The 12,981-nt window shown below is 57.8% G+C and carries 10 protein-coding genes; 8 read left to right on the top strand and 2 right to left on the bottom strand.

Going from position 1 to position 12,981, the window contains the following annotated elements; genetic code table 11:
* The first annotated feature begins 103 nt into the window (after positions 1 to 103).
* The 8 genes from EAO27_RS13035 to EAO27_RS13000 all read left to right on the top strand — a co-directional run bounded on the left by EAO27_RS13035 (position 104) and on the right by EAO27_RS13000 (position 10,893).
* The gene (locus EAO27_RS13035; RefSeq protein WP_242770401.1) at positions 104 to 2,851 is read left to right on the top strand and encodes a DNA methyltransferase; all 2,748 of its coding nucleotides are present in this window, start codon (positions 104 to 106) and stop codon (positions 2,849 to 2,851) included.
* Complete coding sequence (locus tag EAO27_RS13030; RefSeq protein ID WP_242770399.1) at positions 2,848 to 3,621, top strand: hypothetical protein; 774 nt, start codon at positions 2,848 to 2,850, stop codon at positions 3,619 to 3,621. The genes EAO27_RS13035 and EAO27_RS13030 overlap by 4 nt, the downstream gene beginning before the upstream one ends.
* A gap of 28 nt (positions 3,622 to 3,649) precedes the next feature.
* Positions 3,650 to 4,831 carry a hypothetical protein gene (locus EAO27_RS13025; RefSeq protein ID WP_242770397.1) on the top strand — a complete coding sequence of 394 codons (1,182 nt, stop codon included), beginning with the start codon at positions 3,650 to 3,652 and terminating at the stop codon, positions 4,829 to 4,831.
* Complete coding sequence (locus tag EAO27_RS13020; protein ID WP_242770394.1) at positions 4,828 to 6,900, top strand: pseudomurein-binding repeat-containing protein; 2,073 nt, start codon at positions 4,828 to 4,830, stop codon at positions 6,898 to 6,900. The genes EAO27_RS13025 and EAO27_RS13020 overlap by 4 nt, the downstream gene beginning before the upstream one ends.
* Entirely contained in the window at positions 6,893 to 8,086 is a 1,194-nt protein-coding gene (locus tag EAO27_RS13015) for a GIY-YIG nuclease family protein (protein WP_242770391.1), read from the top strand. Before EAO27_RS13020 ends, EAO27_RS13015 begins: the two co-directional genes overlap by 8 nt.
* 104 nt (positions 8,087 to 8,190) lie before the next feature.
* Entirely contained in the window at positions 8,191 to 8,802 is a 612-nt protein-coding gene (locus EAO27_RS13010) for a hypothetical protein (protein WP_242770387.1), read from the top strand.
* 23 nt (positions 8,803 to 8,825) lie between these two features.
* Positions 8,826 to 9,884: an XRE family transcriptional regulator gene (locus EAO27_RS13005; protein WP_242770384.1), complete on the top strand. Its 1,059-nt coding sequence runs from the start codon at positions 8,826 to 8,828 to the stop codon at positions 9,882 to 9,884.
* Positions 9,885 to 10,038: 154 nt separating this feature from the next.
* Positions 10,039 to 10,893 (top strand): GIY-YIG nuclease family protein, encoded by an 855-nt coding sequence (locus tag EAO27_RS13000; RefSeq protein WP_242770382.1) that lies wholly within the window; start codon positions 10,039 to 10,041, stop codon positions 10,891 to 10,893.
* Here EAO27_RS13000 and EAO27_RS12995 read toward each other — a convergent pair.
* Both EAO27_RS12995 and EAO27_RS12990 read right to left on the bottom strand, forming a co-directional pair.
* Positions 10,890 to 11,261: a hypothetical protein gene (locus EAO27_RS12995; protein WP_242770380.1), complete on the bottom strand. Its 372-nt coding sequence runs from the start codon at positions 11,259 to 11,261 to the stop codon at positions 10,890 to 10,892. The genes EAO27_RS13000 and EAO27_RS12995 overlap by 4 nt on opposite strands.
* Positions 11,262 to 11,541: 280 nt before the next feature.
* A complete protein-coding gene (locus EAO27_RS12990; RefSeq protein WP_242770378.1) occupies positions 11,542 to 12,465 on the bottom strand; it encodes a DNA N-6-adenine-methyltransferase in 924 nt (307 codons plus the stop codon).
* Between the last annotated feature and the right edge of the window lie 516 nt (positions 12,466 to 12,981).

Raw genomic sequence — 12,981 nt, 5'->3', positions numbered from 1 at the left:
GTCCCCCGATGCCTTGGGTGAGAGAGTGGTCGGAAGGGTATGAATTTGCAACGAGGAATGCGTTTTGCTGGCGACATCCTGCCCTCGTCACTATGCTGTCGGGATGAATCCTGTTGAGATCGAAGAAGCCGTTTCGCAGCTTGCGCTTGAACCCTTTGACCGGGGGGAGTTTCCCTTTTCGTTCCTGCGCGCCTTCGGCAACCCCGAGACGACCATCAAGCGACTGCGCGCCGGTTCGACCAACCAGTCCGATGTCGGCGGCGTGCTCCAGCGCAGCAACATCCACATCGCGACCTGCGATGCCGGTGAGGTCGAGGCTACGCTCGGCCTGCTACGCGACAGCCCGAAAACGGCGACGGCCAAGGCCAAGTTCATCCTCGCGACGGACGGCGATTCCTTTCAGGCTGAAGATCGGACGAGCGGTGAGACGGTCGCGTGCAACTATGCCGATTTCCCGGATCACTTCGGCTTCTTCCTGCCGCTCGCGGGCATCACCACCGTCGAGCAAATCCGGGAAAGCTCGTTCGACATCCGGGCGACGGGGCGTCTCAACAAGCTCTATGTCGAGCTTCTGAAGGACAACCCTGACTGGGCGAAGGCCGAGCGTCGCCCGGACATGAACCACTTCATGGCACGGCTGATCTTCTGCTTCTTTGCGGAGGATACCGACATCTTCGTCGGCGAGGGGCTGTTCACCAAGACCGTCGAGCAGATGAGTGCGCGGGATTCATCAGACACCCACACCGTCATCAGCGAGATTTTCCGCTCGATGGATACGAAGATCGCGGATCGCCAGTCGGCGGGGATTGCGCGCTACGCCAATCAGTTTCCCTATGTGAACGGCCAGCTTTTCAGCGGCAGCACCGAGGTGCCGCGCTTCACCAAGATTGCCCGTTCCTACCTTAACCACATCGGCAACCTGAACTGGAAGAAGATCAACCCGGACATCTTCGGGTCGATGATCCAAGCCGTGGCCGACGACGAGGAGCGCGGTGCGCTGGGCATGCACTATACAAGCGTGCCGAACATCCTGAAGGTGCTGAACCCGCTGTTTCTCGACGATTTACGTGGGAAGCTGGAAGAGGCGGGCGATAATGGCCGCAAGCTGCTTAACCTGCGCAACCGTATGGCGCGGATCAGGGTGTTCGATCCAGCGTGTGGGTCGGGCAATTTTCTCGTCATCGCCTATAAGCAGATGCGAGAGATAGAGGCCGAGATTAACCGGCGACGGGGCGAACCTGATCGGCGAAGCGACATTCCGCTGACAAATTTCCGAGGGATCGAACTTCGCGACTTCCCGGCAGAGATCGCGCGGCTTGCTCTCATTATCGCAGAGTTTCAGTGCGATGTATTACATCGCGGGCAGCAGGAAGCACTCGCCGAATTCCTACCTCTGAATTCCGATAATTGGATCACCTGCGGCAATGCGCTTCGACTTGATTGGATAAGCATCTGTCCGCCAACCGGGACAGGTGTAAAGCTCAAGGGTGACGACCTGTTCGAAACGCCTCTCGATCAGTCTGAGATCGATTTTGAGAATGCTGGTGGAGAAACCTATATTTGCGGAAATCCACCTTATCTCGGAAGCACATGGCAAAACGAGGATCAAAAAGCCGATCTGGAGAGACTCTTCTCTCGTCGAATCACAAGCTGGAAGTCACTCGATTATGTGGCTGGATGGTTTGTTAAAGCAGCCGATTATGGTCTTCATACACAAACTGTATCAGCTTTCGTCACCACCAATTCTATTTGCCAAGGGCGTCAAGTCGAAAGCCTGTGGACCATCATTTTCTCTTTAGGCTACGAAATCCGATTTGCGCACACATCCTTCAAATGGAAAAATCTCGCGAGTCACAATGCGGGTGTCACGGTGGCAATCGTTGCCATCGCAAATAATTCTAACCGGGCTAAAATTCTCTACTCTATCAGCGAGGATGGCGAAACGGTTTCAAAGCAGGTCGAAAATATCAACGCTTATCTCGTTGCTGCGCCGCATATCATCGTTGGCGGCATGTCGAAAACTGCTGACGGAAGGCCCGATTTCATTTCAGGCAATGTTGCTGACGACGACGGAGCTTTATTTGCTGCGTCGATTGAAGAATTTGGCGAAATTCCACCAAATGCGCGACACATGGTCAGAAGGTTCCTCGGGTCAAGTGAACTTATTAATGGAAAACAACGATATTGCCTCTGGATTGAAGATTGCGATCTTGAGATCGCGAACCAAATATCGAATTTTACCGAGCGTTTTGAGAAAGTGAGAACTAAGCGCTCCAATCCCAAAGCAGGCCCGCGAGCGAAATCATCAGCACACGAGCCTCATAAATTTGCATTTCGGTCAAATCGTGAAGAGCGGGCAATAGTGATTCCTCGTGTTTCATCGGAAAACCGTCCCTACCTCCCAGTCGATCTGGTGGATCGTTCAGTAATTTTGGGCGATAGAAATTTTGCGCTGTATGACGCTGATCTCTGGAATATGGCGCTGATCGCATCGCGCCTTCATTGGGTGTGGATTGGAACGGTATGCGTGAGAATGAGAACGGACTTCTCCTATTCTAACACGCTTGGCTGGAATACCTTCCCGCTTCCAAAGCTTACCGATCAGAACCGGGCTGACCTCACGCGCTGCGCAGAGAGCATCCTCTTAGCTCGCGAAGCGCATTTCCCGGCTACGATCGCGGACCTCTACGATCCTGACGAAATGCCCGAGAACCTGCGTCATGCTCATGAGGAAAATGACGAAGTGCTCGAACGCATTTACATCGGTCGCCGCTTCCGCAACGACACCGAGCGTCTCGAAAAGCTGTTCGACCTCTACACCAAGATGACCGCCAAGAAGGTGGCGGCGTGAGCAAGCCGGATCGAGTTTTTCTCCAAATGTGGGGACCGACGCGCGATCACCTGATCGCGAACCACGACTTCTATGTCGCGGAGGCGAAGCGTCGGCTACTCGATCCGTTCGACGACGAGACGATGAAAGCCGATGCCGATCGTCACGCGGATGCGTGGCTGGCCGAGCGAGGAAGATATTTCAATCCCGACCGTGACGATCCGGGCGACTATTATGAACGGGCATACGACGAAAACATAAGCTTCTATCTCAGCCTCGTCGGGTTGCGCGAAAACACCCGGCTAAGCATCATCGCGGGCATGTCTCACGAGTGGGAGAAACAACTTCGCGATTGGTTGGGCAAGGAATTCGGGCATCACGGCTTCGGCAATCACACGCACGGCGCTGTATGGCGGGTCACTTTTGATGATCTGATTGATTTGCTCGAATGCTGCCAGTGGCCGGTGAGGGCGCGCCGCTATTTTCGTGATCTGCACCTGTGTCACCTTGTGACCAATGTCTACAAGCACGGCAACGGCGCGTCATTTCAGGCTTTGAAGGCGCTTGCGCCCGATCTGGTCGGCAAAACGGATGACCTCCCCGCGTTTTTTGTATCTGCACTCGACTTCACATCGCTGAATGTCGGGGATGCAGACCTTGCGCGCTTTGCCGACGCCATCGGCACGTTCTGGCGTGATGTGCCGGAGAACATCTTCTTCTCACAGGTCGCCGAGCCGCCGAAATGGCTCGAACGCGCTCTGAAGAAGGAACAAGAGGAACGCGCGAAGTGATCGGCGCGCGCGTAGCGCGGGGCGCTTCATGACGAATCAGGATCGCTCACCGGGATGGGACAAACGAGAGGTTAATCGCATCGCCAGCGATCTCTATGGCGGTCTCGGCGCACTGTTCGACGCTCATGGCTGGACGACAGATGGTCGCGTCATCAGCCAGATCGCTCCGACCAAGGTCGTCCAGACCTATGGCAGTGTCGAAGCGTTCGCGCGCGCCCATGCGGATGGCATCGATCAAAATCCGATGCTCAACCCGATGGCGGCTATCGCGGGTGATCCGCCCGAAGTCTGGCTGACTAGCCTGTATGGCTTCACGACTGAAAGCTGGGGTTTCCTCGGCTTCACCGATGTCAGGATGAGAACGGCCTTCCTGAACAAGAGCAAGTCGGGGGCGCTGGTCGTGGTGTATGCGGCTGGCCGAGCGCCAGCGGATTTGCGCGGCAAGGTCTTGGGCGTCCAGCAGGTGTCCCACCGCATCGGAACGAAGTGGGACTTCCTCGCGCCCGAGCGGGTGGGTGTGGAGCGCGCCGATCCCGATCGCGCGGCCAAATGGCTTCATGCGCTGAAGCTGATACGCGGGTGGCGGGTTGCGCCCGAATGTCGCCCGTCGATCGAGGAATTCGCGCCCGAAACCTATAATGCCAGAAACGCGAGGGCCATCGGCTCGATGTGCTTGCGGCTGACGCCCTCCGAAGCGCGGCGGGTGCTGGACCTCAACCTTGTTGAGATTCCCGTATATGGCGGTGCCCACGTCGAGCCACAGCTTCCCGGTCCTGCCACACAGGTGCTGCTCCCAAGTCGACCGGGACCGGTGTCTCAATCGGGCTACATGGTCCGTGAGGCTGAGGGACCGAAGCACCTTTACATCCTCCGCCTGCACGGGGACGCCGACAAGTTTCTCGGTTATGAGGCATCCGGTCATTCGATCATAAAGGTCGGCTTCTCGGTCAGCCCACAGACCCGGTGCGATGCGCATAACGGCGCGCTCCCGGCCTGTGCGTTCGAATGGAAGATCGAGAAATCCACATATGCGGAGCAGCGATCTCCGTTTCCCTCGTCGCGCCACGCGCTGGCCGGGGAAGGTGAGATGAAGAAGTTGCTTGCTAACGAGGGCAAATCGCTCGGCGGAGAATTTTTCCTCGCCGAGACAAAATCAGTTGATCGCGCATGGAAGGCTGCGATCCTTGCAGCCGAGAATTGGAAATCATGACCACTGCCAAGCCCATACCCGCCGTCTCGTTTCAGACCGCCCGCACCGGCATCTCAGCCAAGCCCAATGCGATGGGCATGCGCGAGATGCAGGAGCGCGCCTATAACAAACGGGGTGAGCAGTATCTGCTGATCAAGTCGCCCCCCGCCTCGGGGAAGTCACGCGCGCTGATGTTCATTGCGCTCGACAAGCTCCACAATCAGGGGCTGAAGCAGGCGATCATCGTCGTGCCTGAGAAGTCGATCGGCGGCAGTTTCTCAGACGAGCCGCTCTCCAAATTCGGTTTCTGGGCCGACTGGACGGTGAAGCCGCAGTGGAATCTGTGCAACGCGCCGGGGCCGGATGAGGAGCGCGTCGATCCCTCCAAGGTCCGCGCGGTCGGCCAATTCCTCGCCAGCGACGACCACGTGCTGGTCTGCACTCATGCGACCTTCCGCTTCGCGGTCGAGCAGCTTGGCGTCGAGGCGTTCGACGACCGGTTGATCGCGGTGGACGAGTTCCACCATGTCTCGGCCAGCGCCGACAATCGCCTCGGAAGCCAGCTTGCCGACTTCATCCGCCGCGACAAGGCGCACATCGTCGCGATGACGGGCAGCTATTTCCGGGGTGACGCGGTGCCGGTTCTCATGCCGGAGGATGAGGCACGGTTCGAGACGGTCACCTATACATATTATGAGCAGTTGAATGGCTATGAGCATCTCAAGACCCTCAACATTGGCTATTTTTTCTACTCCAACCGCTATCTGAGCGCGATTGAGGCGGTTCTCGATCCAGCCAAGAAAACGATCGTCCACATCCCCTCGGTGAATTCGCGCGAAAGCACGAAGGACAAGATCAAGGAGGTCGAGGAGATCATGGAGTATCTGGGCGAATGGCAAGGTGCCGATCCCCAGACCGGCTTTCACCATGTGAAGCTCCCTGATGGTCGGGTGATCAAGATCGCCGATCTGGTCGATGACAGCGACCCCGCGAAGCGGGCCAAGGTGCTCGCCGCGCTGAAAGACCCGGCACACCGCAACGACCGCGATCATGTCGATATTATCATCGCGCTGGGCATGGCGAAGGAAGGCTTCGACTGGATTTGGTGCGAGCATGCACTGACGGTCGGCTATCGGTCGAGCTTGACCGAAATCATCCAGATCATCGGACGCGCCACCCGCGATGCGCCGGGGAAGGAGACCGCGACCTTCACCAACCTGATCGCTGAGCCGGATGCATCCGAGGCGGCGGTGGTCGGCGCGATCAACGACACCCTCAAGGCCATAGCCGCCAGCCTGCTGATGGAACAGGTGCTTGCGCCGAGGTTCACCTTCACGCCCAAGGATCGCGGCCCGATCGAAGATTTCGACTACGGCCCCGGCGGCTATCAGGAGGGGCAGACCAATGTCGGCTTCAATGAGGAGCGCGGCCAATTCCACTTCGAGATCAACGGCCTTGTCGAACCCAAGAGCGAAGAGGCCGTCCGCATCTGTCAGGAAGACCTGAACGAGGTCATCACGCAGTTCGTGCAGGACAAGACCGCCCTTGAGCGCGGTATGTTCGACGAGGAAGTGGTGCCCGAGGAACTGACCCAGCTTCGCATGGGCAAGATCGTGCGCGACCGCTATCCCGAGTTGAGCGCCGAGGATCAGGAGGCTGTTCGCCAGCACGCCATCGCCGCGCTCAATCTGACCCAGCGCGCGAAGAAGCTCGCCGGGGGAGGTGATGCTGAGGATGGCGAGCCTAAGCTGAACACCGCCCTGATCGATGGCGTGCGCAAGTTTGCGATGGATGTCCGCGATCTGGACATCGATCTGATCGACAGCATCAATCCGTTCGAAGCAGCTTATTCGGTGCTCGCCCGGTCCATGGATGCCAACATCCTCAAGCAGGTGCAGGCCGTGATTTCGGCGCGGAAGGTGAAAATCTCGCCCGAGGAGGCCCGCGACCTCGCCGAGCGCGCGCTGCGGTTCAAGAAGGAGCGCGGACGCCTGCCCGACATCAACGCGCAGGATGCATGGGAGAAGCGGCTCGCGGAAGGGGTTGCCGCCTTCGCCCGCTATCGCGCAGAGGCTGCTGCCAATGGCTGACCTCTCTGATGATGAACTGCTCGCCGAACTTGGCGTAGCGATCGAGCAACCCAAGGCCCGGACCTACACGCCCCGCGAGGAACGGATCATCGCGGGGTTTGAGGATGTTGTGCGCTTCCATGACGAGCATGGTCGCGCGCCCCTGCACGGTGAGGATCGCGACATCTTCGAGCGCCTTTATGCCGTTCGCCTCGACCGCCTGCGGGAACTCGACGAATGCCGCGAGCTTCTCACGCCACTTGATACCCATGGCCTGTTGAATATCGCTGAGGCGGAAGCTGCGATGCCCGTCGAGAACATCGACGACGACGCCCTGCTCGCCGAGCTTGGGATCGCGGTCGATCCTGCCGCTGATGACATTCGCGTGCTGCGGCATGTGCCGTCCGCCGACGAGCGCCGTGCGGCTGAGGAAATTGCGAACCGCGAGAAGTGTGAGAACTTCGCCGCATTCAAACCCCTGTTCGAACAGGTCGAACGCGACCTCGACAGCGGCGCGCGCGTGACGCGCCCATTCGTGAAAGACGCCGGGTTCCTCAAGGCTGACATCACCAAGGGCCAGTTCTTCATTCTTGGCGGGCAGATCGCCTATGTCGCCGAGGTGGGCGATCCCATCCGCGCGCCCAACGGTGAGACGGACGCCCGCCTGAAGGTGGTCTATTCGAACGCCACGGAGAGCAACCTCCTCCTGCGCTCGTTGCAGCGGGCGCTCTATAAGGATGATGCGGGACGGCGGATCACCGAACCCGAGGCAGGCCCGCTGTTTTCAGCCACGGCGGAAGATGGCGATTTGGAGAGCGGCACCATCTATGTCCTGCGCAGCAAATCAGACCACCCGACCATTGCTGAGCATCGCGACCTGATCCACAAGATCGGAGTGACAGGTGGGTCCATTGAGGCCCGGATCGCAAATGCGGCGAAGGAAGCGACCTACCTTTTCGCGGGTGTGGATGTCGTTGCCAGCTACACACTGTTCAACATCAATCGCGCCAAGCTGGAAGCCCTGATCCACCGCGTGTTCGCGGCGGCGCAGGTTGATCTGACGGTGCAGGTTGGAAGCCCGGTCAAGCCGCGCGAGTGGTTTCTCGTGCCGTTGCAGGTAATCGATGAGGCCGTGGATCGGATACGCGATGGTTCAATCACCGGCTACATCTACGATCCGAAGCAGGCGGCGTTGGTATCTGCCTAAAACCTCTCAGCCAAAATGCTGCTCAGCATAGAATTTGTATATTTTTTGTTGATTCTGCAAAACTGATGGCTTAGCGTTCACGTGACTTAGACGGGGAGGTCGGCGTGGCCGCTGATATCGATGCTGTTCGCAAGGCGCTTACGCCTTATCACGGAAAAATTCATGCCAGTGTGCTGGGTGGCTTTGCTGAATGGCGAGACACTCAGGCCTTCCGCGTCTCGAAGGGCTACGCGCCGAACCTCTACTCCCGCACCAACTCGAACGACATCTTCGACGCCATCATGCGCCGTGCGATTCCGCTACTGGGCGCTGAGGAGCGCGTCTTCGTTAAAACGGAAGCGCAGACCGCCAAGTTCGTCATCGCCGGTGTGGCTGCACGCTTCAAAAAGGCGGGAGAGGACGGCCTCGGTTGCAACATTCCGACGCAGGCGGCGATGGCTTTCATGGATGCGGAGCGCACCCTCCCCGGCCTTCCTCCTGAGACTGCCAAGATTGAGTTGATCTGGGAGCCGAACGCGATCTGGACCAAGGTTGAGCGGGTATTGGTCGTCGCTCGTGATGGTGACCGTCTGCTGTGGGATTATGAGATCGTGGCCGACGCCGGTGAGGGTGAGATCACCCCGCTGACTCTGACGGGCCGCAGCGACCAGCCGGACGATGCGAGCGATCTGGTCAAGCCAAAGGTTCTTCCGCAGATCATGCCCGAAGCGAAGTAGGGATTGTGTCTACTGTTGGCGATATGCTGCGCTTAGCGCGGCAGCGATTGGGATTTACGCAAAAGGCTGCTGCCGAACGGATGGGCGTAGCCCAGCCCGTATTATCTCGTTTCGAGAACGGACCTACGGAACCTGACGATAGCTTCTTGCACAAGGCCGCATCGGTCTACAGCCTGCCCCGCGAGTTCTTTGACCTGCGCGACCCTGTTTATGGCCCACCGGTAAGTGTCCACCCGATGTTGCGAGCAAAGGCCGACATCTCAGCGCGTGATCTCGACATGGTGGTTTCAGAGATGAATCTCCGGGTCATGCATGTGCGCCGCTTTCTCGACGCGGTGGACTACGCTCCCACCAGCACGCTGCCGTCGTTGGAGATCGAGCAATATGGCTTGCCAGAGCGAGTAGCGAGTGTGGTCAGGGCGCACTGGGGTGTTCCATCTGGGCCAGTCAAGAATCTGACCACGTTGGTGGAGCGATCAGGCGTCATTGTGGGCACATCGGATTTCAGCGGTGCATCGGTCAGCGGCATGACTTTTCGTGTGCCGGGTCAGCCACCGTTGGTGCTGCTGAACAGGAATCACCCGGCTGACCGCATGAGGTTCACTCTTGCGCATGAGCTTGGGCATCTGGTCATGCACCGCTTCCCAACCCCCGAGATGGAAGACGAAGCGAATGCCTTTGCGTCCGCTCTCCTTCTCCCGGAAAGGGAGATGCGCGAAGCGTTCGCTGGTCGCAGGATCACGCTGGAATTGCTCGCTGCGCTCAAACCCGAATGGCGCGTGGCAATGCAGGCGCTGCTCATGCGCGCAAAAGGGTTGGGCTATCTTACAGATAATCAGAACCGATATCTTTGGCAGCAGATCAGTTCGCGTGGCTGGCGGACGCGAGAGCCATCCGAGTTAGATTTCCCGCATGAGCGCCCGACCGTGCTCAATGCCATCATTAATGCGCACTTTTCTGATCTGGGTTTCACCATGGCGGAGTTGAGTCGCCTCGTGCCGTTGCATGAGGCGGAATTCGTCAAGATGTATGACCTTGCCGACGATGGTCCGAGCAAGCCGCGATTGCGCTTAGTTGTTTGATTTTTGGCTGCGCCTGACGCGAAGCCGATGGAAGGGGGACGCATGCAGCCCAGCTACATCTGGGTAACGAATGTTTTCACGCAGCGGACCCGCTACATGATGCAACGCTGTTCGAGTGCGCCAGACACAACTGGCCTACTGCTGGTTTAGCATAATGGCCCCGATAACGACGGGACTTCTGTTCCACGGCGATGATCTGGGCTGCAAGGCGTTCCTCGCCGGACAACCTGCACACTATGTCTACATCTTACGCCGTCCGGATGGGCGTCCGTTTTATGTCGGTAAGGGCTACGGCCCGCGAGTCTTTCAGCATGAGAATGAGGCACGGCATCCAAACAATCGCCTGTCGAACGCCTACAAGCTGAATGTCATTCGCTCGATCTGGAAAGCCGGTCTCAAGCCCCTCTACGAGATCGATCTGGTCACTGCGTCGGCGGACGAAGCCTATGCACGAGAAGCTGCTCTGATCGGCCTGATCAAACGGCTTCACGAGGGCGGGCCGCTGACAAACCTTGCGGCGGGAGGTGGTTCGACAGCGGGACCGGCCCCAGCTTCCGTAGAACGGCACTCCGCCACGCTGGGTGGCATCCCGGATGATAATCCCGAACGCGCGACCCTGAACGGGTTCGTTCTCAGTATCGCGCATATGAATTCGGTTGTCATTAAACCGATCGGGCAATTCATCGCTCGCCCGACAATCCCGTTCCCCAACAAATCTCGCCAGTTATCGCTCCGACAAGCAGTTGCTGTGATCGCCTCCGCCGCAGCCAATGGGATCAACATGGACGGCGATTGCCAAATTCCACGCAGGGTGATCGTAGATGGTGTCGCAGGCTTAATTGAAAATGGCGTTTCGTGTGATTTACTGACCAGCAAGGCCGTTACCGTCACAGCCGCGCCAAGCCCAGCCGATGAGCACTTTGTGATGAACGCGCAGCAAAGCGCCTCTATCGTCGGCCAGTTGGGCAGACAAAAGTGCTTTGATCTCGGGGTGCTGTCTGGGCGTTAAGCGCCCAAATGACGCAAGCGGCTCTCATACTCGTGAACCATCGCGCGAAACTGGGCCGCGCGACCGTGATCGCCGCGAGCTTCCGCCTGTGACAGTGAATATGCCGCGTCGCTAAGTTTCCGTTGCAGTCTCGCGATCTCGCGAGCCCGGTCATCGTAGCCAAAGTTATCGTCATCGCCTTCCCGACCGACAAACGCGAAGCCGAGATAGATGACGCATGACGTCACCAGAATCGTCGATACTTCTATCGGCTCACCTTTCGTAAGTCCCAGCACCTGCCCAAGATATGCAATCCAGCAGAGGCCCAGAAGGCAATAGAAGCCAAATCTTCGTGCGGCGCTCCATGTCGAGATATCCAGCACGCTCATTCGTGACCCCCTTGCGCTCTTAACCGATACCGCTTATTTAAGCGGTATCGGTTAAACGTCAATTGCAGAAATCATTGATTGGGGACTGGATGCGAGAAACCGATACCGCTATCTCTCGCCGAGTGACGAAGCCAAAAATCTTCGACGAAGCCTTACACGTGCGGGCGCGTAAGGGAACGAGGGCGCGTATCGATCGGCTTCGAGGTGATATGCGGCAGGGCGACTTCGTTCGTTTGCTGCTTGAGGAAGCCTTGGATCGCCGTGAACACGGCGAACCTTCTCAGGGTTCTGGCGGTAGTCCTGACTGATCGTCAATCCGTGCCCATGGTCGCAGGTGCACAGAAGGAACAAGGCTTCGAAGGCGAGCAATCTGCTCTTCAGACCCTCCCCAAATCAAGAGCATCAGGGAAAATGGTGCGGGCCATGCAATGCCTTGGGCACTTTCAAAACGCATTCGTCCGCCGAGAAATAACGTGTGAGCTTCACGGCTAACTCGCGCCTGATACGTTTCAGAATCGGTGCGGACCGGGACCAACATCACTATCGTTTGCACTTCTTGATCGGCCCAAGCGCTTGCTGCTCGCGCCATCCATTTCGTCACCGCTGAATAAGGTGGATTGACGAAAGCAAGCCGATGGCCCGCCCATGACGAAGATAAGCCGCATTCGGGTAGAATTATGCGCCTGCGTGCCGAAACCGCAGCCAGTTCATGTCCGCAGGGGTCAAGATCGATTGGGCCGAACGCTTCGACGATGTGCGCCAAAAACCATGCCGGAGTGAAGCGCTTGTCGCGCTCGTCATGACTGCGTGGATCGAAGGCCCATGAGGCTCGGGCTGGTTCCGTCTTTTTCGCGGCAGGAGCCAAAGCTTTGAGCAATAGGATCAGCGACGCAACGGTGCCGTGGCCATTTTCGATCGCTTCAACAGTTCGATGATCGAGCATCGATTTCTGAGCAACGTCGCGTGTGGTCATGCCAAGTCGAATGCGCCGTGCTCGTAATTGATCGGGCAAACGCCCCCCTCGCGCCACGCCTGAAAGGCGAAATCCGATCTCATCCATGGCTTTGCACAGCAGCGGAATCGAGCCGATCCCAGCCTCCAACCGCGTAATCGCCAGTCGAGCGACGCCCAATCTGGATGCCAGTTCGCGCTGCGACATTCCGCAAGCGATCCTCGTAGCCGAAATTTCAGAAAGCAAATTCATAAACAAGTTGGTATCATATTTTGCTCGCCCCGCCAGTGCGGGTTCGCGCTACTGATTACTCGGGCAAAGCCCTTGTCGCGGCTGCGCCGCCCCATTGAAGCAGCAACAAATGGAACCCGCGAAAACGAAGGTTCAGGCAATGGAGAGCGAGAGCGATGCCATTGATTGAGCCTTTGATTTCGCCGTCGATCCGTTCGAAGTCGATGACGACGGGGGACGGATCGAGGTTATAACATACATGACCGGCCACGCCGAATTGCGTGCCCGATCACCCGAAGCGCGATCTCAGTCGCCTGCGTCCCGCAGCCGCCAAACATCGCTCTCGGCATTCCATTGAACTCATGTGGATGTCACGGTGAATTAGCTATAGATTGTAAGGGAATAGAGCGTGACCTATCAATAGTAGCGCCATTTTCAGAAACATATCGACTTATGGAGACCAAGTGATCCAAAAAAGTTACAGCCTTTCGGAATCAATCGAAAGCATGGAGTAACATGGATCGTATAATGGTGAAA

It is taken from the genome of Sphingopyxis sp. YF1 (assembly GCF_022701295.1).
In the GTDB taxonomy this organism is placed as follows: domain Bacteria; phylum Pseudomonadota; class Alphaproteobacteria; order Sphingomonadales; family Sphingomonadaceae; genus Sphingopyxis.
This window is presented reverse-complemented; position numbering and strand designations above follow the sequence as displayed.

Coding starts and splice junctions, on each gene's coding strand:
- EAO27_RS13020 (WP_242770394.1), top strand. CDS start 4,828: ATGACCACTGCCAAGCCCATACCCGCCGTCTCGTTTCAGACCGCCCGC.
- EAO27_RS13025 (WP_242770397.1), top strand. CDS start 3,650: ATGACGAATCAGGATCGCTCACCGGGATGGGACAAACGAGAGGTTAAT.
- EAO27_RS13035 (WP_242770401.1), top strand. CDS start 104: ATGAATCCTGTTGAGATCGAAGAAGCCGTTTCGCAGCTTGCGCTTGAA.
- EAO27_RS12990 (WP_242770378.1), bottom strand. CDS start 12,465: ATGAATTTGCTTTCTGAAATTTCGGCTACGAGGATCGCTTGCGGAATG.
- EAO27_RS12995 (WP_242770380.1), bottom strand. CDS start 11,261: ATGAGCGTGCTGGATATCTCGACATGGAGCGCCGCACGAAGATTTGGC.
- EAO27_RS13000 (WP_242770382.1), top strand. CDS start 10,039: ATGGCCCCGATAACGACGGGACTTCTGTTCCACGGCGATGATCTGGGC.
- EAO27_RS13005 (WP_242770384.1), top strand. CDS start 8,826: ATGCTGCGCTTAGCGCGGCAGCGATTGGGATTTACGCAAAAGGCTGCT.
- EAO27_RS13015 (WP_242770391.1), top strand. CDS start 6,893: ATGGCTGACCTCTCTGATGATGAACTGCTCGCCGAACTTGGCGTAGCG.